Below are 25,375 nucleotides of genomic sequence, written 5' to 3' on the forward strand. Positions count from 1 at the left end.
TTGGAAAGGAATAGTTTTCCTCTTTCATCCAGCTATTTTTGTTTTATTTATATAATTTGAACTTTTTAGAATATTATTATTGTATTATTCTTCTATGCATGGCATAATTTAAATGAAAATGGCCGAATTGTACTACTATTCTTTTTTATTTAGATAGGAGGTGACGTCATGAGTGAACAGCGAGTGCTAGAAGTAAAAGGGTTGAAAACATCCTTTTTTACAGATGATGGAGAAATTCCGGCGGTCGATGATATCGATTTTTATATAAACGAGGGGGAAGTTTTGGGGATTGTTGGAGAATCAGGGTGTGGAAAAAGCGTGACCTCGTTATCGATTATGGGGCTGTTACCAAAAGGAATCGGACGAGTCGTTGGTGGCGAAATTTGGTTGAAAGGCGAAAATCTTGTCAATGCGCCGGAAAAAAGAATGAAAGCGATTCGGGGAAATGAAATTGCGATGATCTTTCAAGAGCCAATGACTTCTCTTAATCCGTTGTTTACGATCGGCAATCAACTAATCGAAGCCATTCGTACACATACAGACCTCACAAAAAAAGAAGCGCGTCTGCGGTCGATTGAAATGTTAAAGCTAGTCGGTCTTCCGCGAGCGGAAGACATCATCGACGAATATCCTCACCAATTATCGGGAGGAATGAGGCAAAGGGTCATGATCGCGATGGCAATGGCTTGTCGTCCGGCTGTTTTGATCGCCGATGAACCGACGACTGCGTTAGATGTGACCATTCAAGCGCAAATTTTAAAGCTCATGAAGGATTTAAACCAAAACTTCCAGACCGCTATTATGATGATTACTCACGATTTAGGGGTCGTGGCAGAAGTGTGCCAGCGAGTGATTGTCATGTATTCAGGAAAAATTGTCGAGGAAGGCGACGTACATACGATTTTTAAGCAACCAAAACACCCTTATACAATCGGTTTAATTCAGTCTGTTCCTGATATTCGTGAAAAAAAGGAACGTCTTTATTCGATTCCGGGCAATGTTCCAAAACCGGGAACGATCAAACAAGGATGCCGGTTTGCAGCACGGTGTGAGCATGCGTTTGCTCGATGCTTTCAAGAAACACCGCAGCTATACTCCATTGATCAAACAGGGCATCGCGTTCGTTGTTTTTTGCATCAAAGAGAGGAGGAAACGAAGGGTGACCGAGCCGTTGTTGCAGGTGAAAGATCTTAAAAAATACTTCCCGATTACGGGCGGTGTTTTCAGCAAAAAAATTGGCGAGGTAAAAGCTGTCGACGATCTGACTTTTACTGTGTATAAAGGAGAAACGTTAGGCATTGTTGGAGAAAGCGGCTGTGGGAAATCAACAACGGGGCGAATGCTTCTGCGTTTAATTGAACCGACAGAAGGTTCAATTGTGTTTGAGAATCAAGAGATTACAAATTTATCGAAGCAAGAATTACGAAAAGTGCGCCGCGACATGCAGATGGTATTTCAAGACCCCTTTGCTTCTCTTAACCCGCGCCATACGGTAGAAAAGATTCTTGAAGAGCCGCTAATTGTACATGGAATCGGCTCGAAGCAGGAGCGGAAGAAGAAAGTTTACGAAATGCTGGAGGTTGTAGGCCTTGGAAGCTATCATGCCAAGCGGTATCCACACCAATTTAGCGGGGGACAGCGCCAAAGAATTGGCATTGCCCGTGCCTTGATGACCCGGCCGAAGCTGATTATTGCCGATGAGCCTGTTTCCGCGTTAGACGTATCGATTCAAGCGCAAGTATTAAATTTACTGGAGGATTTGCAAAAGGAATTTGGGCTCACCTATATTTTTATCGCGCATGATTTAGGAGTTGTTCGCCATATCAGCGACCGTGTAGGAGTCATGTATTTAGGCCGGATGGTAGAGTTAGCTGATAGTGATGTACTATACGAATCTCCTAAACATCCGTATACAAAGGCGCTGCTATCGGCCGTTCCTATTCCAGATCCTGAATATCAGCAGGAACGGCAACTTTTAACAGGGGATTTGCCAAGCCCGGCTAATCCGCCAAAAGGTTGCGCTTTTCATACAAGATGCAGCGCTTGTATGGACATTTGTAAAACGACAAGGCCAACGCTCCAAGAGGTTGAAAAGGGACATTACGTTGCTTGCCATCTTTATCAATGAGATGAAAAGCAACGAAGTCATAAACATAAGGCTACTGGAAAAAGGGGGAATATGTTATGAAGAAAAAGTCATTGATGACATTGCTTGCTGTTATGCTGGCACTGTCTGTAGCGCTTGTCGGCTGTGGAAAATCAGAAAAGACAAGCAGCGGTGGGAAGGGAGGAACATCGTCACAAAGCACGCTAGTATATGGGCGCGGGGGAGACTCGGTTGCACTTGACCCTGCAACAGTGACAGATGGCGAATCATTGAAGGTAACGAAAAATATCTTTGATACACTGCTGGACTATAATGAAGGTGACACATCTGTCCAGCCTGGACTAGCTGAAAAATGGGATATCTCTCCAGACGGGTTAACGTACACATTTACGCTTCGACAAGGCGTTAAATTTCATGATGGCACTGACTTTAACGCTGAAGCTGTCGTATTTAATTTCGAACGATGGGCTAATGGAAATGCCGACCAATTCCCATACTATGGATCGATGTTTGGCGGATATAAAAATGACGAAAGCCATGTGATTAAAGAAGTAAAAGCTCTGGATGATCATACCGTTCAGTTTGTATTAAAACGTCCACAAGCGCCATTTTTGAAAAACCTTGCAATGCCGCCGTTTGCGATCGCCAGTCCGGCAGCTATCGAAAAATATGGCGATAAGTTTGCGGAAAATCCTGTAGGAACCGGTCCGTTCGTTTTTAAAGAATGGAAGCGAAATGAGCGGATTGTGCTTGAGAAAAATAAGGATTATTGGATGAAAGGATACCCAAAATTAAATCAGTTAATCTTCGTCTCTATTCCTGACAACTCAGCTCGCTTAAATGCGCTGTTAAAAGGCGAAATTGACTTAATGGAAGATGTGAATCCATCAGATCTAAAACAGGTTGAAGAAAACAAGGATTTCCAAGTGTTTAAACGTCCTTCCATGAACGTGGGCTACGTTGGTTTAACCGCGACGAGGGGGCCTTTGAAGAACAAACTTGTTCGTCAAGCCCTAAACTATGCAGTAGATAAACAAGCGCTAATTGATGCGTTTTATGCTGGGCAGGCAGAACCTGCGAAAAACCCGATGCCTCCGAGCATTCCTGGCTATAATGATGCGATTCAGGACTATCCGTTTGATTTAGAGAAAGCGAAGCAGCTTTTGGCACAGGCCGGCTATCCAAACGGATTTGAAATGGAATTATGGGCAATGCCTGTTCCGCGTCAATATATGCCAGATGCGAAAAAAATTGCTGAAGCGTTGCAAGCCAACTTTGCGAAAATTGGCGTCAAGGCAAAAATTGTCACATATGAATGGGCGACTTATCTAGACAAAGCAGCGAAAGGAGAAGCAGACTCATTCTTGCTTGGCTGGACCGGGGATAATGGTGATGCTGATAACTTCCTATACGCGTTACTAGATAAGGACAGCATCGGCAGCAACAACTATACGTACTACTCCAATGAGGAGCTTCACAAAATTTTAGTTGAAGCGCAAACAGTCAGCGATGAAAATAAACGGAATGAGCTTTACAAAAAAGCGCAAGAAATTATCAAAGAAGACGCACCATGGATCCCGCTTGTTCACTCAACACCGCTGCTAGCAGGAAAAACGACGATTAAAAACTTTAATCCACATCCAACAGGCACCGATAAATTTACAAAAGTAGAGATTCAATAAATTCTAGGTTGAGAGGGAGGGGGGATACCTCTCCCTTTGAATTTCGCAAGGAAGGAGTGATAGCGTGTTTGCTTATACGCTGCGGAGAATTTTGATGGTGATTCCTGTTTTGTTAGGAATGTCGCTCGTTGTCTTTTTTATGATTCGGGCGATTCCCGGAAATCCGGCACAGGTCATCTTAGGACAAAAAGCGACGAAAGAAGCAGTCGAAGCATTGACGCATAAGCTGGGGCTTGATCAGCCGTGGTATGTTCAGTATGTCAAATATTTAGGGGGACTGCTAAAAGGAGATTTAGGAGAATCCATTCGAACCGGAACATCGGTATCGCAAGAAATTTGGCCATATTTAGCAGCGACGCTTGAGCTGTCTATCGCGGCGATGTTGATTGCCATCGTGATTGGCGTGAATGCAGGAATTATAAGCGCTTGGTTTCAAAATTCCTGGTTTGATTATACAGCGATGATATTAGCGCTAGTAGGCGTATCAATGCCGATTTTTTGGTTGGGGCTCATGGAGCAGTGGGTATTTGCGATTCATTTGGATTGGCTTCCGACATCTGGGCGTGAGGAAGTGCGAAATCCGATAGAACCTATTACTCATCTATATTTAATCGATACATTGCTGCAAGGAAATACAGAGCAGTTTATGCAAGTATTGCAGCATTTAATCCTGCCAAGTATAGCTTTGGCTACGATTCCTATGGCAATTATCGCAAGAATAACCCGTTCCAGCATGCTTGAAGTGATGAAATCCGACTATATTCGTACAGCGAGAGCGAAGGGGTTAAGCATGTTTTGGGTCGTTTATAAGCATTCACTAAAAAATGCGATTATTCCTGTATTGACGGTTATTGGTTTGCAGACAGGGCTGTTGCTTGGAGGAGCGATTTTAACGGAAACGATTTTCAGTTGGCCGGGAATTGGGCGCTATATTTATGAAGCAATCGGCTATCGTGATTATCCCGTGATACAATCAGGAATTTTAGTCGTAGCAACGATCTTTATTTTTATTAATCTAGTTGTCGACCTTCTTTATGCTGCTGTTGATCCGCGCATTAAGTACAATTAATTTTGCAAAGGGGTGAAACAAAATGGCCGAATTAGCCCGAAATCAAGCGCCAATCCCTGTTAACCCAGACAAAGAAGAATCGGTTTCACTTTGGAAGGAAGGATGGCGCAGTTTTAAAAAAAATAAAATAGCGCTTGTTGGTGCGGCCATTGTCCTGTTTTTTATTTTATTAGCCGTGTTCGCTCCACTTTTGGCTCCGTATGAAATTAGTGAGCAAAACCTTTCCGAACGCTTGCAGGCGCCATCGAAAGAGCATCTTTTTGGAACCGATGACTTTGGCCGCGATATTTTATCGCGCGTCATTTATGGAGCGAGAATCTCGCTTTGGGTTGGATTTTTTTCTGTGCTCGGTTCGGTTGTTGTCGGATCTTTACTCGGTATTGTAGCGGGTTATTACGGAAAATGGATAGATGCCATTATTTCTCGTATCTTTGATATTATGCTGGCATTCCCAAGTATTTTATTAGCCATCGGAATTGTCGCTGTTTTGGGGCCATCACTGCAAAATGCATTGATTGCGATCGCGGTCATTAATATTCCGAATTTTGGACGATTGATTCGTTCACGTGTATTAAGTATTAAGCAAGAGGAATATATCGTGGCAGCAAGAGCGATAGGAATGAGTGATGCTCGTATTTTATTCCATCATATTTTGCCAAACAGTATGGCGCCGATTATTGTGCAAGGAACGTTAGCGATCGCTACTGCCATCATTGAAGCGGCTGCTCTTGGTTTTCTCGGCTTAGGGGCGCAGCCGCCAAATCCGGAATGGGGAACGATGCTAGCAAGTTCAAAAGATTTTCTAACACAGGCACCTTGGACGATGGTATTTCCTGGGCTTGCCATTATGTTGACGGTGCTGGGATTTAATTTAATGGGAGACGGATTGCGCGATGCGCTTGATCCGCGCATGAAAAGCTAACGAATCACCGAAACGGTTATCCTAAACGAAGGATAGCCGTTTTTTCATATATTGTCGCTGAAAATTTTGCCATGACGAAGGCTGAAACACAGGCGCTTTCCAATCTATTCATCGTTCTTTAATCGATGTTATTCCATCGCTCGACCGTCACACCTGTTTATTGGAGGGGGGACATGTCGATACATTCAGTAGAATGGATCACGTTATGTTAGAAGACGCTGCTGAAAAAAAGATTGGTTCAGTTAAAGTATGACAAACATTGTATGGGAAAGAGAATGGATCAATTTTCGGAATGTTTTCTGATCTATCCTCATTTCATTTGCGATATCGGAAATAGCCTTTCCCTTTTAATCATAAAAATTCCCCTCTCGTAATCATGAGCCATAGCTCCTCTCGCTGACACTATGGTTCTATTGCAAGTAGGGAATTGGGTTACAGCTATATGAGAGATTTTAACCTGTGTTTTGCTAAAGCTTTATTTTCCTTTTTTAACGAATCTTTCAGTTATAGTTATTTACTTGTTGCTGCTTTTTATGGCTTTTTTGTAATAAGTACATCGTAAAATAGTAGCCCGTTATAATGCCAATGGAATTTAGAATTAAATCATCAATATCAACGGATCTAAGCCCCCCTAATTTCGTCAAAAACAAAAGGTATTGTCCACATTCGATTATGAGGGGGACTACTATTGATAGACCAATTAATTTGGCTTTAGAAAGACCGCGTGTAAAAATAACACAATAAAATCCAATGGGGAATGTTAGGAGGACATTTCCCAATATATTCTTAAAGGCAATGAATGGATTAGTCCCGGAAATGAAATCTTCAATGTAAGTAAATATGGTTTTGAAAGGGACGAAATTATATAAGAGATAGTTTACCGGGGTACTCTGGTCAATCCAAACAATAAAAATTAAAGCAGAGATATAAGCAAGAAAAGTAATCCTTGAAACTTCTTTCATCATCCTTAATTTAGATTTTCGAATGAATAAAAGCCTAATGAACAAGTAAAAAAGTAATATGGGCCCTGAAAATAGCAGTATATCCATCAGTAGTCTCAAAGTAAATCATCCTTAATTCATTAAAGATTAGAAGAACAAGTCATCGAATTTAGACTTGTTCTTATATCGTTATTGGTCGATGCTTCCACTGCCGATTACCTTGTCGCTTTCGCCACCAGTTTTCGTGACATTGACAGTATAATCCCCGGCAGCAACAACTCCCCAACTTTTAGTAGCGTAATAACCGTTTGCTGATTTGGTAAAACGATAATTAGTGAGCCAGGATTTATATAGCTCTACTTTATAGTCAGATTTTTGGAAAGAGACAGATCCACTATACCAGTATGTATCTCCTCCTGTATAACTAGTAGTTGTTTTGTTAGCTAGCTTATGAACCTTTGTACCGGTCACCTTTGTTGCAATGTCAAATGAATAAGAATCACGATATGCTGCTGTAAATGATAGGGGGATGACTGATAACATCTTTGTAAGCTTATTTATACATTCCTTTAATTATAACACTTTCCATAATTTATAATAGCATATACTTCCAAAAAATCAACTTCATACATATACAAAAAATAGATTTATTGGATGATTTTAATCCCTTTACTGCAAATTGTTTTTGAGATTTTAGAAAAGTTATGCGTGGAGGAACATAGAAGATACCAAGAAGAGAATGTTCCTGTATGGGAAAGGTGACCAAATGGAAATCATCATGGACAAAAAGAAGGAGAGAGGGAGAACATTGAATTTTCTTTTCTCGAAGAAAGGCCTACATGTTCAATCTAACATATTATGTTCAACGAATCGATTCGCATTCACATCTTTCGCATCATCCTTCAAGCATTGAACAAGATTCTTTTCTCACGTTGTTTGAAGGAGGGCAGACTAATTGACACATCAAGCTTGCTATATTCGCTCGCTGATTTTTTTCGTGAAAACAAAAAGAGGCGCGCGGTTCTCTGATGAGGGTGCTGCCTCTCTAAAATGATGGATTCTGTGATAAAAATGGCGGCAGGCATCTTTGCGATATCATCCTTGTTGTCCGGAAAGCTGCAGAGGTTCTTCGTCATCTTTGTGATATTGTTGAAAGCTCTCCACAAGTTTATCAAGATGCTCCAACTGTTCTCCATAAGTAATAATCGTTCCAACGAGCGACAATAGATGATATTCATTTCCATGCTTACTGTATTGATAAAAAGCCTCCACAAGTCGCTTTTTTTCATCGTATGCCTCATCCGCTATTTTAGATTCTGCTTGAAACTTCACTTTGCCGACCAGCTTCAGCAAAATTTGCTCGTGATAATGAAGCAAGCAATCCAACTGTGAGCGCAATGTTTGTTGAAACTCAGGTGGCATTTGGGAAAGCTCATTCTCAAAGCGATGAAGCGTTCTTAAAGCATCTAGCGCTCGATTGGTAACTGTAATCATTTGACGGTATAGTACGAGCTTCCGCGATTTTTGATAGCGTTTTTTCGCGAAGTAGATTCGTTCTTCTTTATACATTAAGTAAAGCTGGTTGAGCTTCATCATATTTTCTTTTAGTTTTTCGATGTCTTCTTTGAGAACGTGATGCTCAGAAGCACGCCGTGTGTTAATCCGAATCCATTTTAAAATCGTCTCGGTGTTTTCAACAATGCTGTCATACAGCTTTTTTTCATATTTTGGCGGCAAAAATATGCAGTTCACAATGAAGGCGGCGAGTATGCCAAGCATAATGGTTGAAAAACGAATCAGAGCAAATTGAATAAAGTTTGTTTCTGTATATTCCATGACGGCAATTACGGTCACTAATGCAACGGAAATGGTGGACTCAAGCCGAAGCCGTAAGCAAAGCGCAATCACTAAAATGGCTGTCAATCCAATGATAAAAGGATTGTGCCCAAATAACAGGACGAAAACAATCGCAAACACAGCTCCGATCACGTTCGCTTGCAATTGCTCGATCAAAGATAAGTAAGAGCGATAAATCGTTGGCTGCATCGCAAACACAGCCGATATACCTGCAAAGGATGGGGCAGGAAGCTTCAACATGCTGGCTAAAACAAGCGCCAATGTAACAGCAATTCCCGTTTTGAAAATGCGGGCTCCGAGTTTCATATTCGTTTTCGTATCCTTCCTTTTTATCTGGAATTATAGTTGTGAACAATTTAGTAATATACAGGGTTTATCGAAGGATATCAAGTAGGAAAATCCCCCTCATTCTGAAAAAGAACAGCAGCGGTATTATGTATATGCTGGGCTGTTTTTTTCATTCAGAATAATGGGTGGTCGCCATTGATTGAACATATCCGGCGAGGGACAGCCACCCTTAAAAAAATGAAGTTATGTAAAGTAGATAAGAAGGCATCTATGAGCAAACACGATGGCTATTATGTTTTGTTTGTGCAATTTATTGGAGTCGATTTCTTGTTGAGGTTGATTATAGTTTGCTTATTCGGGAAAAGCTGTGGAAAGAAGCGATGTGAAAATTCAAGTGCTAAGTAGATTGACATAGGCAAGAGGAGGATCATATGACTGCCGGAAAGATGAATCTAAAGAATCCTTCACATGATGCAACTAGCTCCCCATACTTAGCCCGTAACCTATGGTCAGGCTTCTTGTTCGGCCTTGGTTTAGTGGCCTTTATCGATGAAGCGGTTTTTCATCAATTGTTGCACTGGCACCATTTTTATGACAAGTCCACGACAAGTATTGGATTGGTCTCAGATGGTTTGTTCCATGCTTTTAGTTGGTTTGCGACAGTCGGATCGCTATTTATGCTCGCAGATCTTCGCCGGCGAAACGCGTTGCGGCTCACTAGATGGTGGGGAGGGGTGCTGCTATGGGCAGGAATATTCCAGTTATACGATGGCACAATCCAGCATAAGCTGATGCGGTTGCATCAAATTCGCTATAATGTGAATCTTCTTCCTTATGATTTGACATGGAATATCATTGCGATTGGTATGATGATAGCAGGTGCGATTCTCATCATTCGTGCACGAAATGATTCACAACCGCCAAGGGAGACGCATTCACATGAACATCAATAATTACGTTCATCACAGCAATGGCACCCATATTGATTACGCAAATGGGATACTAGCACAGCTACTATTGGCATTGCCGTTTTTTCTGCTATTAGTTGTTTATATCTTCGCTGCATTTATATCTAATCGCCGCCATAAGCACTGGCCAATCCATCGCACGATCTTTTGGGCGCTTGGAGTTCTGTGCGCCATTGCCGCAGTGATTGGCCCTCTAGCGAATCGTGCTCATATGGATTTTACAGCACATATGATGGGGCATTTGCTACTTGGAATGCTTGCTCCGCTTCTGATGGAGTTAGCGGCGCCGATGACTCTTGTCCTGAGAACACTCAATGTGACTCTCGCCCGACGTCTTTCTAACGTGCTGAAGAGTTGGCCGATTCGTATTTTGGGACATCCTGTTGTCGCCTCTTGTCTTAATGTCGGAGGACTATGGTTACTTTATACGACTGACTTGTATGCTATGATGCAGCGAAATGTGCTTTTGCATATATTGGTACATATACATGTATTCCTTGCTGGATATGTTTTTACCGTGTCTATGATTTATATTGATCCAATGCCGCATAAGTCTAGCTTCGTCTGTCGGGCCGTCGTATTAACAGTTGCGTTAGCTGGACACAGCATCTTATCCAAATACATCTATGCTCACCCGCCTCATGGCGTCTCTACAGAGCAGGCGGAAATGGGAGGGATGCTAATGTACTACGGTGGAGATGTGATTGATGCTGTTCTTATCTTCATGCTATGTTTTCAGTGGTTTAAAGCTACCCGACCTCGTATGGAGCAGTGCTCAAAAGTCTCGAATTATCATCAAGGTTGATTCTTATGATCGCATGGTACGGTTTGCTGAAGGAGAAAAATGGCCATTATCCTTAGTTTAACATCGGCTAGGGGTTGTAGGCTCATTTTATACGGGATTATCAACAAAAAGGGGCTGTCCAAAAAGTCAGGGTAACTGACTTTTTGAAGCCCCTCTCATTTTTTTCATTTTTTAAAAAAGTACACAAAAAAATCGTCCTATCCTGTAAAATGAAGGTACCAGCACAACATTCCAGAAAGGACGATTTTTATGAGCAATCAAATGATTACTACTGAAAATTATAACACGCAAATGACACTTTTTCCAGAGACAGAGGAAAAAAAGCCCTCTAAAAGACCATTAGCCCCTACTTTTAAACCCTATGACAATCGTCAAACTCAAGTGATTTTTGATATTGAAGCCCTTATACCAGAACATCACGTCGCACGAGTAGTGGACGAAATGGTGGAATCTGTACCAGATGAGCTATTGTTTTCTCATTATAAAGGTGGTGGCAGAAGTTCCTATCATCCCAAAATGATGCTGAAAATCATTCTGTATAGTTATTCCCAAAAGGTTTATTCCTGCCGTGGAATCGAAAAACTAATAAAAGAAAATCTTCCTGCCATATGGTTAGCTGCGATGCAACAACCCGATTTCCGCACGATCAATGAGTTCCGCGGAGAACGGATGAAAGCCTTGATGGATGAGTTATTTGAAGCCATGATTCTAAAATTGATTGAAGAAAAGTACATCACAATGGAAAACTACTTTTTGGATGGCACCAAGATGGAAGCCAACGCCAATAAGTATTCTTTCGTGTGGAAAAAATCAACAGAGAAATGGGAAGCAACATTAAAAGAAAAAATTCAAGAAACACTTCAGTACATTCAAGAATTAACCCAATTAGAAGCAGGAACAGCACAAAAAGAGGCGAACGAAGATCCAGAAATCACGGAACAGAACTTGGAAGCCATCGCTCAAAAATTAGAAGAAAAAGTCGAAATCCTAACAGAGGAAATCGAACAGGAATCCGATACAAAAGTTCGGAAGGAAAAACGAGCAGAACGCAAGAAATGGAAAAAACCTTTAAAACTGATTCGAGAAAATTTTTTACCTCGACTAGCCAAATACAAGGAGCAGAACGAAATCTTTGGCGATCGTAACAGCTATTCAAAAACGGATAAAGACGCAACTTTTATGCGAATGAAAGAAGATCATATGAAAAATGGTCAACTGAAGCCAGGGTATAATGTGCAAATCGGGACAGAGAATCAGTTTATCTTGTTTTATACCATTCATCAACGACCAACCGATACACGTTGCTTTATCCCACATTTGGAGAAACTGGCGGCTACTTCTTTACCGATGCCCAAAACCATCATCGCGGATGCAGGATATGGCAGTGAAGAAAACTATGTATATGCGATTGGTGATGAGAAAGAGCCTCGATTGGATTTTCTCATTCCTTATGGATCCTATGTACGAGAACAGACACGCAAAGACAAAAAGGATATCAAAAACGCGAAAAACTGGACCTATTGTGAAGAGGATGATTGTTTTATTTGCCCGAATGGAAGGAAAGTAACATTTAAAAAATATCAAAACCAAAAGAATCCATCTGGTTATGAACAAAGCTTCAAAATATACGAATGTGAAGATTGTACAGATTGCCCATTAAAAGCGAAATGCACGAAGGCGAAGGGCAATCGTCAAGTTCACTGGAATACCGTCTTCGAAGAAATGAAAGCGAAGGCAAAAACAGCCCTTGAATGTGAAGAGAAAGCCGCCATCTACGCTCGGCGCAAAGTCGAAGTAGAAAGTGTGTTCGGTCACATCAAGGGCAATCGGTCGTTCCGCAGATTTTCTTTGCGGGGCCTCGACAAAGTACATGTCGAGTTTGGGATTGTGGCGTTAGCCCACAACATACTGAAAGTAGCAGGCATCCGCCAGCTACTTTCGAAGAAAAATCGAAAAAATACAAAAGCAAGTGGAGAAAAACGGCTCGTTTTTCTCCACTTGTTTCATTTTAGGGACTTATCAGACAGCCCCTTTTGTAGGAAGTGGATAAAAATGATCATTCTGTTGAAACGGAAGGATCAGCTTGCTCTTTTGTCGGACTAATTTGGAAGAAATGATGTTCAGGATGTTCCAGTAAAGGCTTTAGGGCCTCGGCCTCCTGTTCCTGCTCATGTTCGATGAGTAAAGCGATATATTGAGACAATAGCGCTTTTACATCTGCTCGGCCCTGCCCGTTGAGGGGTTCAATACGAACTTGGGCCCCCTTGGCGATTCGGCGTTCAAGAGCAGCTCTTGTTAACCCTATCTCCGGTTGATGACGTAAATAGACGACCCCGCCTGTCATACCAGCACAAATCCATGGTCCTGGATCGCCGAGAACAAGCCCGCGTCCATTTGTCATATATTCAAAGGCAAATCCTTTAATATTCGCGCGAGCCCCAATATTGCCATGCTCTTGTTCCGGGATTGGCGCGGTGACTTGACCGCCAATAATTAAGTCCGCTCCTGAGAGGCGAATGCCTGCGCGCGCATCTGCATTTCCTTGAGCGACAAGCAATCCTTTTTGTGCTCCGTAGCCAAATCCTTTTCCGACAGAGCCGTTATAAAACTTTCCATCTTTTCCTTTTGATTTAAAGATGAGGATGCTGCCTCCAAACGATGTTTTGCCAATTCCATCCTGCGCTCCGCCATCTACATGAATGTCGATTCCATGACTATTGTAAGCGCCGAGACCGTTTCCGGGGATGGAGCCATTTTTAAAGCGCAATGTGATGTTTGGCAATTTTTTATACGAGCCGTCTAGGCGGCCGCGAACGCGATGACAAGAGACACGGCTGCCAAGAACCCGCTGCTCCGATGTAACGGTAGAAAATTCCCGAGAACGATGCAGATCCTCTACGCGGTGGTCTAAATACTCTGCTCCAGCCGCTACAAGCAGCTGCGGTTCTTCTAAGCTAGCTGCTGCTTCTTTTTGAGAAAATTGCTCAATCTCTAATACATTCAGCAGACTTGCCAAATTCAGTTGATCTAATCCCCTTGTTTGCTCTAATAAATCAGAGCGTCCGACAAGATCTTGCAGCCGCTCATAGCCGAGCGAAGCCGTTAACATCTTTAATTCATGACCAAAAGCAGTAAATAAGTGGACTAATCCTTGCACGGCAGCATTGAATTGTCGCGGTACGAAACGGCGTAATCCATGCTCCTTTGCCTGTGCCTCCGATTCGATTTGCGTAGCGATGCCGACGTGACACGTATCCAAATGACAGCCGCGGCACGTTGTACAGCCGATGGCGATCATAGAAAGAGTGCCAAAACCGATTCGATTGGCGCCAAGCAGCATGATTTTTATGACATCAAGAGCGCTTTTAATCCCGCCATCTGCCCAAATTTCGACTTTATTTCTTAATCCCGCTTCAAGGAGTGCGTTGTGTGCGGCTTTGACCCCAATCTCTACAGGGAGACCGACGTGCTGTAACGCATGGATGCGCGCTGCTCCTGTTCCTCCATCGAACCCACTTAGTGTAATGATATCCGCTCCTGCTTTGGCAATGCCGACTGCAATCGTTCCGATGTTTGGAACGACAGGTACTTTTACAGCAACTTTAGCTTGATCGTTAGCGGTTTTTAATTCTGCAATCATTTGCGCTAAATCCTCGATCGAGTAAATGTCATGATTGTTCGATGGAGAAATTAAATCCGAACCAATCGTCGCATTGCGTGCCTCGGCGATTTTGGCAGTGACTTTTGATCCGGGAAGGTGTCCTCCCTCGCCCGGCTTTGCTCCTTGGCCGATTTTGATTTCTAATAGATTAGAAGAGTTGAGCAGCTCGGCGTTGACCCCAAAACGCCCTGAAGCAATTTGCTGTCCGCGCGAGCGCGGATATTTTCCAAGCATATCTTTAATTTCTCCGCCTTCACCGTTTAAGCTAATTATATTAAGACGATCAGCCGCCTCTGCGTAGGCGCGAAATGCCACTTCGTTTTGCGAGCCAAACGACATAGAGGCAATGACAAATGGCAAACTATGCTCACCGACACTAATATCTACTTTTTCCGCTAAAAGGCTGTTCTTTGTTTTCTTTAAATCAAGTAAATGGCGGATGGTTGTCGGTGTTTCTGTTTCCAATTCGGTTAGTTTTTCACGATAATGGTCATAAACTCCAGTTTGCGCAACCTCTCCAATCGCTTTCCAAATGCGAGGGAAGAGGTGGAAGGTTTTTCTTGGCTTGGCGCTTTCATCGCCATAGTCCGCTAACCGGGCGATCGCGTCCTCTTTTAATGAAGCAAAATTATGGGTTAAAGAATCAGACCCAAAGAAGTTGTCAATTTTTAAAGTATCAGCAACGTCATTATGCAAGCCGATTGATGAGAAAAGGCGGCTATATCCGCGCAATTCATGAATGCCAATAGTGGAAATGACCTTTTCCAATCCTTTATTCAAAGCATTGAATAAATGAACAACCGGAAGAGGGGTGCTTTCAGAAGCAACTGTAGCCATCATTAAATATGGACTAATGGCATCAGCCCCTAACCCGTAAACGACAATGAAATCGTGTAAGGAGCGAATGGCCCCAGAGCGAAGCAGAATCGAACAATGACGGCGCAATCCTTGTTCGACTAATGAGTGATCGAGCATGGATGTGACAAGCAATGGATCGAGCCACAAATGTTCGCGCTGATGCGCTTGTGAGTCGTCGATCACCAGCAATGTTTTCCCTGAGCGGACTGCGTCGCATGCCTCGGCAGACAGCCGCTGTAATGCATCTGGGATCGTTTCATCGGCTGAAAAGGTTGCCGAAATCGTATAGGCTAATTTTTTCGCTTGGAACGAATGGACAATTTGATCATAGGAAGGATGCTGCAATAAATCTGCGCATTCATGGCCAAGCTTGCCCTCCACTAAAATAGGAGAAGCCAACTCTATTGCATAAGATACATCTTGCTCTCCAAAGAGCGCAGGACGTTTGCCGATGATGGTGCGTGTTGAAAAATGTTCGGTTTCACGGTCGCGATCAATGGCTGGGTTCGTGACAACCGCCACGCTTTCTTTAATAAAATCAGCGAGATTTTTCCGCCCGTTATCAATAGCGGCAAGAGGAGCATCATGACCGAGTGAACGAATCGGCTCAGCGCCCTTTTCCGCCATTTGTTCAAGGAGCTGGATATGTTCTCGGTCCCATCCAAAAGCAGCATACTGACCATTATGCACTTTGTTTGTGGACGCCATAAATACATGTTTCGCCAAAGCAGGCGGTTCAAGGCGCTTGCGAAAATTAGAAATGTCGAAGCGCTTGGCAAAACGCGCATATACTTCCTCTTGAAAATCAGCATATTCAAACATCTGGATCGCCCCGTTTGCTCCCCATTTAAACCCGATCTTTTCGCCAGGTGCCAAGGGCTTTGGTTCGCCTGTATATTCACTGGTCGGAATAATGCCAGGCTCAGAAGAAAAAATGAAGCGATCTTCCGTTTCTAATTTCCAAAGAGGCCGTAATCCTAGCGAGTCGACACTAAAGACAGCTTCGTCTCCATAGCGGGAAATAATGCCTGCCGGTCCTTGGGAAAAGTGTCCCCATGCTTCCCGAATATACGTATATAAATCTTGCAAATGAGAAGGATAGGATTTGATTTCGTTAATAATTGGCGGAAACATTAAATCCATTGCTTCAAACAAACTGTAGTCATGACGGCAAATCAGTGTTTCGATGGTGCGGCTTAAATCCTGTGAATCACTTCCGTCTTTTGGAAGGGGAACATCAATCATCAATGCTTCTTCACGAAGCTTAGCGATTGTATTAATCTCGCCATTGTGGCCTAGAGCGCTAAATGGCTGGACCCTGAAAAAATTTGATAACGTATTTGTTGAGTAACGGTTGTGTCCAAGGGTAATCGTCGAAGCAATAAGGGGATTGGCCAAATCCTCATAGTATTTTGGCAATATATCTCCTGCTCCCATTACTTTATAAACAACATGAAAATGGCTCAAAGATGCGACATGAACATTTTCGTCTTGTTCGATATCGATAAGAAGCTCAAAAAGACGCCGGGATAAGTAGTGACCGTTTTGTGAAGGCAGCAGAGCCACCTGCCAAAAAACAGGCTCTTGACGAAGAGCGATCGGTCCTAGTGCACGCGAGTGAGTAACGCGGTCAGACTCAAAGATCATGGATAAACCAAACTGCTGGAATTGTTGTTTTATCGTTTCTTTTATTTTTTCAACATCCGCTGTTCGGTTAATAAAAATATGACCAACTGTAAAAGAAGGATCATTTGCTATCTCCGGATTTTGGCCAGCGGCTGCCAGTTTTTCCATCCAAAGAGCTTTTGGCAAGTCAATGTGAACGCCGACCCCATCACCTTCCCCATTGATAAATCCGGCGCGGTGGTTCATTTTGACAAGTGCTTGAATACAGGTCATAATGTTTTCTTTTGTTGGAATGCGTCGTTTCTCGAGAGCTGACACAATGCCGCATGCGTCATGTTCTGCACGATGAAAATCCTTGAAAAGGGCTGGACTCCAATGTTGTTTCATTTGAGTGGCTTTAAAGTGGGGGATATCCACTTCTCGGCCTTCACCTCCTGTGTACAGTGTTTGGTTTAAGAAAAAACCCCAACAACCAGGGGATCTAGAATCATGTGGGTTTGCTGAATATGCTAGCGCCCATTGCCAATATAAACGCTTTCAGCCTGTATCACTGGCCTTGTTTATCTTCACTCCTTGTTTGCTAAGCGTTTTCAAGCCAACCTGTATATATAAATGCAACTCGGAGATGAAAAGCCTGCTCTCTGGAAAATCGAAACGTTATGATTTGTCTTTATCACATATTCACGTAATAGAATCCTGTGAAAATCTGTGAAATATCGTTGTTTGGCCATCCGACCACCGAATGAACTCCTCATCTTGTAAAAAATAAAAACTTTATAAATGGGCCGCTAACAAGGAATGGTTTGCCGGCTGCGACAGATAAGCAGCCATTTTTCAGGGTGCTTATTTTATGAGAGCGACTAGTTCTGCAGATAAAAAATATTCAGAATTTATAGTCTATGTTACCATTTTTATTAAGCGAAATCAATTATTTATTCATATTTATGGATGTTGTATTCATTTGAGGAAAAGTGTAAAAATAGACTTGTAAACGATTACAATAGAAATAAAAAATGAACGGAAGATAAGGGGCTTCCGTTCATTTTTGTATAATTATTCATATCTGAGTGATTTAAATGCATTTTCCACTGCTTGAATCGTATATTGGATATCTGATTCTGTATGGGCAAGTGTAATAAACCAAGCTTCGTATTTGGAAGGAGCAAGGTTGATCCCTTGTTTTAACATCGATTTAAAAAATTTAGCAAACATATCTCCGTCTGTCTGTTGTGCTTGTTCATAATTTTCCACTTTTTGTGTTGTAAAATAAATGGTTAAAGCTCCTTTTAGGCGGTTAATGGTAATGGGAATCTCATGTGTTTTTGCATGAGAGAGAATGCCTTCTTCCAGCATGGCCCCAAGCCGGTCAAGATGCTCGTATGCCCCTTCCTGCTGCAATACTTCTAAGCAGGCGATTCCAGCAAGAATAGACGCGGGGTTGCCGGCCATCGTTCCAGCTTGGTATGCTGGACCGAGCGGAGCAACTTGCTCCATAATATCCTTCCGGCCGCCGTATGCTCCGATTGGAAGACCGCCGCCGATAATTTTTCCAAGTGCAGTTAAGTCAGGCTCAATACCCAGCAAATTTTGTGCCCCTCCATACATAAATCGGAATGCCGTAATAACTTCGTCGTAAATGACGAGTGCCCCGGCTTGATGAGCGATTTCATTCACGGCTTCAAGGAATCCTGGCTTCGGTTCAACAATGCCGAAATTTCCAACAATCGGCTCAACAAGAACGGCTGCAACTTCTTCCCCCCATTTTTCCATTGCTTGTTTAAATGAGCCAATATCATTAAAAGGAACAGTGATCACTTCTTGAGCAATGCTTTGTGGCACGCCAGCAGAGTCAGGAGTACCTAATGTCGAAGGGCCAGATCCAGCAGCGACTAGAACAAGATCTGAGTGTCCATGATAGCAACCGGCGAATTTCATAATTTTATCTCTTCCCGTGTAGGCGCGCGCAACGCGAATTGTCGTCATCACTGCTTCAGTTCCGGAATTGACAAAGCGTACCTTTTCTAATGAAGGAATGGCCTCTTTCAACATTTTGGCAAATGTAATTTCATAAGGAGTGGGTGTTCCGTATAACACCCCGTTTTCTGCCGCGCGTTGAATGGCTTTTGTAATATGTGGATGGGCATGTCCCGTAATGATGGGGCCATATGCGGCTAAATAATCAATATACTTATTGCCATCTACATCCCAAAAGTAAGCCCCTTGTGCGCGTTCCATCACGACAGGAGCCCCTCCGCCAACCGCTTTGTAAGAGCGGGAAGGGCTGTTTACACCGCCGACGATATGTTGCAGAGCTTCTTCATAAAGTTGTTCAGATTTTGTAAATTGCATATTTCAAAAGCCTCCTACGAGAGTTTCTTTACCGCTTCTTATTCTAACATATTTACTTGAGCATACCATTTGTTTCTCTTTTTGACTTTAGATAAACTATTGCTTATGTGGAGGTAGAGAAGTATGGGGAACGTAATTGAAGTTGAAAATTTACGCAAAGAATTTAAAGCCTATTCAAGCCGCTCCGGGCTGATGGGAGCATTTCGAGATTTATTTACAAGAAATTATAAAATCATTCAGGCGGTTCATGATATTTCGTTTACAGTGAACCAAGGAGAAATGGTGGGATACATTGGAGAAAACGGCGCTGGAAAGTCAACGACGATAAAAATGCTGACAGGGATTTTAACGCCGACAGCTGGAAAAGTAAGCGTCAATGGAATGAATCCTCATAAAGAGAGAGAAGCGTTTGTGCGAACGATCGGAGTTGTTTTTGGCCAGCGCTCGCAATTGTGGTGGGATATTGCCGTACAGGAATCGTTTCGTTTGCTAAAAAAAGTGTATCGGGTATCTGACAGTGATTATAAAGAGCATATGGAGCATGTCATTGAAACATTAGATATCGGTCCGCTGCTCGATAAGCCTGTCCGCAAATTATCACTTGGCCAGCGAATGCGCTGCGAATTGGCCGCTGCCCTTATTCATAATCCCCCGCTTTTATTTTTGGATGAACCCACAATTGGCTTAGATGTATTAGTTAAATTAAAGATTCGTGAGTTTTTAAAAGAAATTAATCAAAAATATAATACAACCATTTTATTGACAACCCACGATATTTCGGATATTGAAGCATTGTGTGATCGCGTGATTATGCTCGATGAGGGGAAAATCATTTATGATGGATCACTCCAGCGCTTAAAAGAAAATTGGGGAGAAGGAAAGCAAATTCAGTTTACATTTTCTCAAGAAATTACGTCTGCAGAGCTGCATCCCTTAACGGCTGCTTGGGGTGTGAAGTGGAGTAGGGGAGAACAAGACAACAGTTGGATTGCACATGTACCGAAAGCCCATGTATCAGAGATTATCAGCTGTATTGTGAACCATTATGAGATTCAGGACCTGAATTTGTATGAAATCTCTACAGAAGAAATCATTCGCAACATTTATGAAGAAGGTGTTGCGCATGGATAAATATATGGAAATGATCCGCATTCGATTTTTGATGATGCTGGCTTACCGAACCAACTATTATACAGGTATTCTTATTTATTGCATTAATATCGGAGCGTATTATTTTCTATGGTCTGCGATTTATAGCGGGAAATCGTCGATTCAAGGGATGTCTATTGAAAAAATGGCCACTTATGTAGCCATATCATGGATGGCTAGAGCTTTTTATTTTAATAACATCGACCGAGAAATTGCGATGGAAATTAGAGAAGGACAAGTCGCAACGGAATTAATCCGTCCGTATAATTACTTGGGCATGAAGACGATGCAAGGATTGGGGGAAGGGATCTTCCGCTTGTTATTTCTTTCGCTTCCCGGAGTCGTGATTACCGCCTTGCTTTTACCCCTTCATTTTTCAACTGATATCCATACATGGATGTATTTTGGACTATCTATTATGCTGAGCTTTATTATTAATTCAGAGCTGAATTTACTTGCGGGAGTAATAGCGTTTTTTACACTGAATAATGAAGGATTGCTGAGGGCAAAGAGATTTATTATTGATTTATTTTCGGGTCTGATTTTACCAATTAGCTTTTACCCTGATTGGGCGCAAGAAATCATGAAATACTTTCCATTCCAAGCGATTAGCTATATTCCAAGCATGATTTTCACTGAAAGCTTTCAAGGACAGGCAGTTGTGAATGGGCTACTGTTTCAAGTTATTTGGAGTGTAGTGCTGTTATTTCCTATTTATATGCTTTGGAAGGCAGCGAAAAAGCGGCTTGTGATTCAAGGGGGGTAATGGCTTGTTTTATCTATCTGTCTTTTTTCAATATATGGCACAATATATAAAAACGAAATTACAGTATCGTACAGACTTATTAGTGGAGTTTTTTTCCGATCTTATGTCTCAAGCTGTGAACTTGATCTTTATTCTTGTCGTTTTCGGTCATACAGATTTGCTGCATGGTTGGACGCGGGATGAAATGATTTTTATTTATGGTTTTTTTCTAGTGCCTTTCGCTTTATTTGGTGCCTTTTTTAATATTTGGGATTTTAATGAGAGATACATTGTGCGCGGAGAGCTGGATCGTGTATTGACACGTCCTGTGCACAGTTTGTTTCAAATTATATTGGAGAGAATGGAGCTTGAATCGCTGCTTGGAGCAGTTACAGGCTTCATTATTATGGGATATGCAGGATCGCGTTTAGATCTAGATTTCCACTGGTATGATGTCCCGATCTTTCTATTATTTGTGATTGGTGGAATGTTCATATATGCAGGTGTTTTTATTGCGCTGGCGACCATCAGCTTTTGGTCTGATGCGAGAAGCTCAATTATGCCGATGATGTATAACATCAGCAACTATGGCCGGTATCCCATTGATATTTATAATCGCGTGATTCGTTATATATTAACATGGGTTCTGCCATTCGCTTTTGTGGGAGTGTATCCATCTGCTTATTTTCTTGGCAAAAAAGAATGGTATGTGTACTCTTTTTTGACCCCTGTCATGGGAGTGGCCTTTTTTGTTTTAGCCCTTTTGCTATGGAACGCAGGTATCAAACGGTATCGTGGAGCTGGAAATTAATAAAAGGCAGGAATCGCATGGTTCCTGTCTTTTTTAGTTTATAAAAAAACAAAGCCGCAGGCGGATGAGTGTATCATATGGAAGCAAGGAGAGGAATTCTGCTCTGTTTAGACGTAGGTCACTTTTGGATGTTTATGTTTTTTATGGGGGGACGCATAGTGTAGAGATGAGCCCTTGATTGCTGAAACCCATTGATTCTTTGGGAAATCGGTGTTGTGTCAAGTGAATAACGAGAATTCAAAACAACAATAGGGCCGTACAAATGTTAGATATAAGCGCAAGTATGCGGATGGAATATCTCTTTTTTGTCCCACATATCCATGTATAGATATGTATGGGGTGATTGCGATGTTAGTATTAGGTGCCGTTATATTTATTTTATACGCAAGCATTGCTTCGATGTGGGTAGCACAATCCAAAAGAAAGCCATATATCTCAGCGGAAAATTTTGTTGCGCTGCTCTTACTATATTTTACAATGATGCTGGGGTTTGGACTGATATATGCGTGGATGCAAATAAACGGATACAATGTGTTTACAAGAAATATTGAAGAGGAGACCAACAGATTTGGTCATATTTTACTCGATGGCTTGTATTTAAGTGCTACGACATTGTTGTCTGTCGGCTATGGCGATATTGTTCCTGTAGGAATTGGGAAATGGATTGCGGTGGTCGAAGCTTTATTAGGGTATATTATGCCAGCTACATTTATTACTCGTTTTGTTATTGATGGGAATAAAAAATGAACATTGAAACATTCGTTTTTTTTCGCTACGCTAATAAGAGATTGAAAACGAAACCTGTTGGTCTAGCGATACATTGATAAAAATTGAGATGGAGGAAGAGCAGATGGTTCTTGAAATTGGACAGCTTGCCCCAGATTTTCTGCTTCCGGCAAGCAATGGCAAAACAGTATCTCTTTCTGATTTTCGCGGAAAATATGTGGTGCTCTATTTTTATCCGAAAGATATGACGCCGGGCTGCACAACTGAGGCATGCGACTTTCGGGATTATCATGGACAATTTAACCGCTTAGAGGCTGTTATTTTAGGAATAAGTACAGATCCGGTTGAGCGCCATAAAAAATTTATTGAAAAATATGAACTCCCCTTTTTGCTGTTAGCTGATGAGCAGCATGAGGTAGCTGGAAAATATGGGGTTTGGAAATTGAAAAGAAGCTTTGGAAAAGAATATATGGGCATTGAGCGTTCTACATTTGTCATTGATAAGTCAGGGATTTTAATTAAAGAATGGAGAAATGTTAAAGTAAAAGGACATGTAGAGGAAGCTTTGGGGTACATAAATAATTTATCGGGGTCTAGGTAAATGTCCATGCCAAAAGAAAATAAGGAGAATATATTAAAAATGTAGGGCATACCTCCTCATAAATGAAACGATGTTTTGCGGAAAATATTTCCGCTTATTTTTTTGTGAAAAATTCTTCAATAAGATTATATACTATATTAATGATAGGAATATTGACAAAAGGCATGAAATAGCGGTAGACTAATTATAAAAATTATAAAATAATAATTCTTTTTTAATAAGAAAGCGAGGTGCATGGCGGTGCCCGAAAACTCAATGTTAAAGGAAGCGCTTGATACGTTGAAACAAACAGGAGTGCGCATAACTCCGCAACGTCATGCGATATTGGAATATTTGGTTCGTTCCATGTCACACCCAACGGCAGATGAGATATATAAGGCTTTGGAAGGAAAGTTTCCGAACATGAGCGTAGCCACGGTTTATAATAATCTTCGCGTTTTTAAAGAAGTGGGGCTTGTAAAAGAATTGACTTATGGTGATTCATCAAGCCGCTTTGATTTTGTCACTTCTGACCATTATCATATCATTTGTGAGCGGTGTGGCAAGATTGTTGATTTTCATTATCCAGGATTAGATGAAGTCGAAGCGTTGGCTTCACACGTAACAGGATTTAAAGTAAGTCATCATCGAATGGAAGTGTATGGGGTATGTGCTGAATGCCAACACGGGCATCATTCTCATTAAAAAGCTGATAGCAGTAAAAGGCTATCAGCTCTTTTTTCGTTTCCGATTGTATTTTTCGTCAAACTCTTTTCCAGCTAGTTCCGGATCCAATGTTAGCGGTTCTCGGCAATACATGCACATATCGACTCTCCCCAGCATTTTTGTCGTTTTTCCGCATGTTGGACAAACCACTTGAACCGTTTTTGTCGATAACATACCGATCCAAAAATAGACGACTGTGCTGGCAATAATAAAAAGAAGCCCTAAAATCATAAATATGGTCATAATCAGCATGGAAGTACGGAAAAATACTCCTATATACATAACAATAAAGCCGATAAAGATTAAACTTAAAGCAAATGTGCGGATTTTGTTGATTTTGCTGGAATATTTTATTGACATTTTACTCTTCCCTCCTAACAACAACTATACCATAAAATTGCATGATTTAATCTGATTTCAAGCAATTTTGTAAGAGGAATTTTGCGATTTTTGTCGAATTAGCTGGTAATAGCATTCGGATAAATATTTATGGAGGAAAATATATGGAGAAGCTAATCCGCCCCATCTATCAAGAAAGAGCAAGTCAACGCAATACCCTAGGCATTCTAATGATTGAAAAAAAATTTAATCACTCTGCTAGCACTGATACGTTTGATGTCATTTTATTAGTCATTGCAAAAGATACGGATTATCCTTTCTTTATTAAGCATTATTCTTACGAATATCAGAAAGCAGCGTTGTATATTGTTAATGAACAAAAATTAAATGAATGGCTTCTTCTGGGAACAAATCGTAAAGTAATCGATTGGGTTCTGAACGGGAAAGTTCTATTTGATCGCAATGAATATATTGAAGGATTAAGAAGGCAACTGCTTGAATTTCCTGAACAAGAGCGGCAATTAAAAATGGGAATTGAATTTGCTAAATTAATTCGAAGGTATACAGATGGGAAAGTTTTTTTAGAAACCGATCAATTGCTTGATGCATATAACCATGTTGTACATGCCTTGCATCATTTAGCAAGACTTACAGTCATTGAGCAGGGGTTTCATCCAGAGGTGACTGTATGGAATCAGGTGAAGCAAATCGATGCACAAATTTATAAGCTTTATAAGGAGCTTGTGGAAAGCGAGGAGCCTTTAGATAAAAGATTGGAGTTGCTTTTTTTGGCAAGTGAATTTTTAATTCATTCTCGAGTTCCGTCTGGTTCGGCCCATTTGTTAAAGATATTGAAGCAAAAAGAAGGGGCTTGGAGCATAGGGGAAATAGCATCTCATCCAGAACTGCAAGTTTATTCTGTCGATCTTGTTATCATGCTGGAATATTTGGTGGATAAACATTTTTTAGCTATTCAAGAGGTACCGACAAAGGGACAAAATATTTTTCATCGCTATTACATGGTTGTAGATCACCCTTAATTCCCTCAATTCTAAATAAATGGGCCCTCTTCCACGCATAATATAAAGGGCCTTTACTTATTCGCAACAAGATTGGATAGAAAAGATAAAAAAACTATTGACTTGATAAAAAAGACGTGGTAGATT

At 41.5% G+C, this 25,375-nt stretch carries 21 protein-coding genes; 15 read left to right on the top strand and 6 right to left on the bottom strand.

Translation table 11 applies throughout. From position 1 onward, the window contains the following. Positions 1–168: 168 nt before the first annotated feature. From GRQ40_RS02970 to nikC, 5 genes are all read left to right on the top strand, one after another. Positions 169–1,194 (top strand): ABC transporter ATP-binding protein, encoded by a 1,026-nt coding sequence (locus GRQ40_RS02970; protein ID WP_159719350.1) that lies wholly within the window; start codon positions 169–171, stop codon positions 1,192–1,194. Next, positions 1,160–2,128: an ABC transporter ATP-binding protein gene (locus GRQ40_RS02975; RefSeq protein WP_159719351.1), complete on the top strand. Its 969-nt coding sequence runs from the start codon at positions 1,160–1,162 to the stop codon at positions 2,126–2,128. Before GRQ40_RS02970 ends, GRQ40_RS02975 begins: the two co-directional genes overlap by 35 nt. Before the next feature lie 56 nt (positions 2,129–2,184). Further along, a complete protein-coding gene (locus GRQ40_RS02980; RefSeq protein WP_159719352.1) occupies positions 2,185–3,789 on the top strand; it encodes an ABC transporter substrate-binding protein in 1,605 nt (534 codons plus the stop codon). Positions 3,790–3,883: 94 nt separating this feature from the next. Then, positions 3,884–4,858: an ABC transporter permease gene (locus GRQ40_RS02985; RefSeq protein ID WP_221212082.1), complete on the top strand. Its 975-nt coding sequence runs from the start codon at positions 3,884–3,886 to the stop codon at positions 4,856–4,858. 22 nt (positions 4,859–4,880) lie between these two features. Further along, on the top strand, positions 4,881–5,780 hold the full coding sequence (gene nikC, locus GRQ40_RS02990) for a nickel transporter permease (protein ID WP_159719353.1): 900 nt from the start codon (positions 4,881–4,883) through the stop codon (positions 5,778–5,780). Positions 5,781–6,280: 500 nt separating this feature from the next. On the opposite strand, the gene GRQ40_RS18915 is transcribed toward nikC, so the two are convergent. The 3 genes from GRQ40_RS18915 to GRQ40_RS03005 all read right to left on the bottom strand — a co-directional run bounded on the left by GRQ40_RS18915 (position 6,281) and on the right by GRQ40_RS03005 (position 8,884). Beyond that, positions 6,281–6,829 (bottom strand): VanZ family protein, encoded by a 549-nt coding sequence (locus GRQ40_RS18915; protein WP_082741637.1) that lies wholly within the window; start codon positions 6,827–6,829, stop codon positions 6,281–6,283. Positions 6,830–6,910: 81 nt separating this feature from the next. Continuing rightward, on the bottom strand, positions 6,911–7,264 hold the full coding sequence (locus GRQ40_RS03000) for a hypothetical protein (protein WP_066146797.1): 354 nt from the start codon (positions 7,262–7,264) through the stop codon (positions 6,911–6,913). Positions 7,265–7,816: 552 nt separating this feature from the next. Then, positions 7,817–8,884 carry an FUSC family protein gene (locus GRQ40_RS03005; RefSeq protein WP_066146800.1) on the bottom strand — a complete coding sequence of 356 codons (1,068 nt, stop codon included), beginning with the start codon at positions 8,882–8,884 and terminating at the stop codon, positions 7,817–7,819. A 428-nt stretch (positions 8,885–9,312) separates the two neighbouring features. Between GRQ40_RS03005 and GRQ40_RS03010 the strand changes: the two genes are divergently transcribed. The 3 genes from GRQ40_RS03010 to GRQ40_RS03020 all read left to right on the top strand — a co-directional run bounded on the left by GRQ40_RS03010 (position 9,313) and on the right by GRQ40_RS03020 (position 12,742). After that, the gene (locus GRQ40_RS03010; RefSeq protein WP_159720741.1) at positions 9,313–9,819 is read left to right on the top strand and encodes a DUF2243 domain-containing protein; all 507 of its coding nucleotides are present in this window, start codon (positions 9,313–9,315) and stop codon (positions 9,817–9,819) included. Continuing rightward, positions 9,806–10,639: a cytochrome c oxidase assembly protein gene (locus GRQ40_RS03015; protein WP_159720743.1), complete on the top strand. Its 834-nt coding sequence runs from the start codon at positions 9,806–9,808 to the stop codon at positions 10,637–10,639. Before GRQ40_RS03010 ends, GRQ40_RS03015 begins: the two co-directional genes overlap by 14 nt. A gap of 291 nt (positions 10,640–10,930) precedes the next feature. Further along, a complete protein-coding gene (locus GRQ40_RS03020; protein WP_370514198.1) occupies positions 10,931–12,742 on the top strand; it encodes an IS1182 family transposase in 1,812 nt (603 codons plus the stop codon). Here the strand turns inward: GRQ40_RS03020 and GRQ40_RS03025 are convergent. Together GRQ40_RS03025 and GRQ40_RS03030 are read right to left on the bottom strand one after the other, a co-directional pair. After that, on the bottom strand, positions 12,696–17,171 hold the full coding sequence (locus GRQ40_RS03025; protein WP_159720745.1) for a glutamate synthase-related protein: 4,476 nt from the start codon (positions 17,169–17,171) through the stop codon (positions 12,696–12,698). The genes GRQ40_RS03020 and GRQ40_RS03025 overlap by 47 nt on opposite strands. A 666-nt stretch (positions 17,172–17,837) precedes the next feature. Continuing rightward, the gene (locus GRQ40_RS03030; protein ID WP_066145244.1) at positions 17,838–19,133 is read right to left on the bottom strand and encodes a glutamate-1-semialdehyde 2,1-aminomutase; all 1,296 of its coding nucleotides are present in this window, start codon (positions 19,131–19,133) and stop codon (positions 17,838–17,840) included. Positions 19,134–19,256: 123 nt separating this feature from the next. On the opposite strand from GRQ40_RS03030, the gene GRQ40_RS03035 reads away from it, so the two are divergent. The 6 genes from GRQ40_RS03035 to perR all read left to right on the top strand — a co-directional run bounded on the left by GRQ40_RS03035 (position 19,257) and on the right by perR (position 23,849). After that, positions 19,257–20,264: an ABC transporter ATP-binding protein gene (locus GRQ40_RS03035; protein WP_044741727.1), complete on the top strand. Its 1,008-nt coding sequence runs from the start codon at positions 19,257–19,259 to the stop codon at positions 20,262–20,264. After that, positions 20,257–21,048, top strand: a complete 792-nt coding sequence (locus GRQ40_RS03040; protein ID WP_044741726.1) for an ABC transporter permease — start codon at positions 20,257–20,259, stop codon at positions 21,046–21,048. Before GRQ40_RS03035 ends, GRQ40_RS03040 begins: the two co-directional genes overlap by 8 nt. A 4-nt stretch (positions 21,049–21,052) precedes the next feature. Then, entirely contained in the window at positions 21,053–21,838 is a 786-nt protein-coding gene (locus tag GRQ40_RS03045) for an ABC transporter permease (protein WP_044741725.1), read from the top strand. Between the two features lie 348 nt (positions 21,839–22,186). Then, positions 22,187–22,585, top strand: coding sequence for a potassium channel family protein (locus GRQ40_RS03050; RefSeq protein ID WP_044741724.1), 399 nt, complete (start codon positions 22,187–22,189; stop codon positions 22,583–22,585). A gap of 103 nt (positions 22,586–22,688) precedes the next feature. Continuing rightward, complete coding sequence (gene bcp / locus GRQ40_RS03055) at positions 22,689–23,165, top strand: thioredoxin-dependent thiol peroxidase (protein WP_066145241.1); 477 nt, start codon at positions 22,689–22,691, stop codon at positions 23,163–23,165. A 234-nt stretch (positions 23,166–23,399) separates the two neighbouring features. After that, the gene (perR, locus tag GRQ40_RS03060; RefSeq protein ID WP_044741722.1) at positions 23,400–23,849 is read left to right on the top strand and encodes a peroxide-responsive transcriptional repressor PerR; all 450 of its coding nucleotides are present in this window, start codon (positions 23,400–23,402) and stop codon (positions 23,847–23,849) included. Between the two features lie 24 nt (positions 23,850–23,873). On the opposite strand, the gene GRQ40_RS03065 is transcribed toward perR, so the two are convergent. Then, positions 23,874–24,230: a YgzB family protein gene (locus GRQ40_RS03065; RefSeq protein WP_044741721.1), complete on the bottom strand. Its 357-nt coding sequence runs from the start codon at positions 24,228–24,230 to the stop codon at positions 23,874–23,876. Positions 24,231–24,373: 143 nt separating this feature from the next. Between GRQ40_RS03065 and GRQ40_RS03070 the strand changes: the two genes are divergently transcribed. Further along, the gene (locus GRQ40_RS03070) at positions 24,374–25,249 is read left to right on the top strand and encodes a nucleotidyltransferase-like protein (RefSeq protein ID WP_044741720.1); all 876 of its coding nucleotides are present in this window, start codon (positions 24,374–24,376) and stop codon (positions 25,247–25,249) included. Positions 25,250–25,375 lie beyond the last annotated feature (126 nt).

It is taken from the genome of Anoxybacillus sp. PDR2, from assembly GCF_009834045.1.
Classification (GTDB): domain Bacteria; phylum Bacillota; class Bacilli; order Bacillales; family Anoxybacillaceae; genus Anoxybacteroides; species Anoxybacteroides rupiense.

Excerpts from the sequence above, each read along its gene's own strand:
- GRQ40_RS02970 (WP_159719350.1), top strand. The coding sequence starts at position 169 with ATGAGTGAACAGCGAGTGCTAGAAGTAAAAGGGTTGAAAACATCCTTT.
- GRQ40_RS02980 (WP_159719352.1), top strand. The coding sequence starts at position 2,185 with ATGAAGAAAAAGTCATTGATGACATTGCTTGCTGTTATGCTGGCACTG.
- GRQ40_RS02985 (WP_221212082.1), top strand. The coding sequence starts at position 3,884 with ATGGTGATTCCTGTTTTGTTAGGAATGTCGCTCGTTGTCTTTTTTATG.
- nikC (WP_159719353.1), top strand. The coding sequence starts at position 4,881 with ATGGCCGAATTAGCCCGAAATCAAGCGCCAATCCCTGTTAACCCAGAC.
- GRQ40_RS18915 (WP_082741637.1), bottom strand. The coding sequence starts at position 6,829 with ATGGATATACTGCTATTTTCAGGGCCCATATTACTTTTTTACTTGTTC.
- GRQ40_RS03000 (WP_066146797.1), bottom strand. The coding sequence starts at position 7,264 with ATGTTATCAGTCATCCCCCTATCATTTACAGCAGCATATCGTGATTCT.
- GRQ40_RS03005 (WP_066146800.1), bottom strand. The coding sequence starts at position 8,884 with ATGAAACTCGGAGCCCGCATTTTCAAAACGGGAATTGCTGTTACATTG.
- GRQ40_RS03010 (WP_159720741.1), top strand. The coding sequence starts at position 9,313 with ATGAATCTAAAGAATCCTTCACATGATGCAACTAGCTCCCCATACTTA.
- GRQ40_RS03015 (WP_159720743.1), top strand. The coding sequence starts at position 9,806 with ATGAACATCAATAATTACGTTCATCACAGCAATGGCACCCATATTGAT.
- GRQ40_RS03020 (WP_370514198.1), top strand. The coding sequence starts at position 10,931 with ATGACACTTTTTCCAGAGACAGAGGAAAAAAAGCCCTCTAAAAGACCA.
- GRQ40_RS03025 (WP_159720745.1), bottom strand. The coding sequence starts at position 17,171 with ATGAAACAACATTGGAGTCCAGCCCTTTTCAAGGATTTTCATCGTGCA.
- GRQ40_RS03030 (WP_066145244.1), bottom strand. The coding sequence starts at position 19,133 with ATGCAATTTACAAAATCTGAACAACTTTATGAAGAAGCTCTGCAACAT.
- GRQ40_RS03035 (WP_044741727.1), top strand. The coding sequence starts at position 19,257 with ATGGGGAACGTAATTGAAGTTGAAAATTTACGCAAAGAATTTAAAGCC.
- GRQ40_RS03040 (WP_044741726.1), top strand. The coding sequence starts at position 20,257 with ATGGATAAATATATGGAAATGATCCGCATTCGATTTTTGATGATGCTG.
- GRQ40_RS03050 (WP_044741724.1), top strand. The coding sequence starts at position 22,187 with ATGTTAGTATTAGGTGCCGTTATATTTATTTTATACGCAAGCATTGCT.
- bcp (WP_066145241.1), top strand. The coding sequence starts at position 22,689 with ATGGTTCTTGAAATTGGACAGCTTGCCCCAGATTTTCTGCTTCCGGCA.
- perR (WP_044741722.1), top strand. The coding sequence starts at position 23,400 with ATGGCGGTGCCCGAAAACTCAATGTTAAAGGAAGCGCTTGATACGTTG.
- GRQ40_RS03065 (WP_044741721.1), bottom strand. The coding sequence starts at position 24,230 with ATGTCAATAAAATATTCCAGCAAAATCAACAAAATCCGCACATTTGCT.
- GRQ40_RS03070 (WP_044741720.1), top strand. The coding sequence starts at position 24,374 with ATGGAGAAGCTAATCCGCCCCATCTATCAAGAAAGAGCAAGTCAACGC.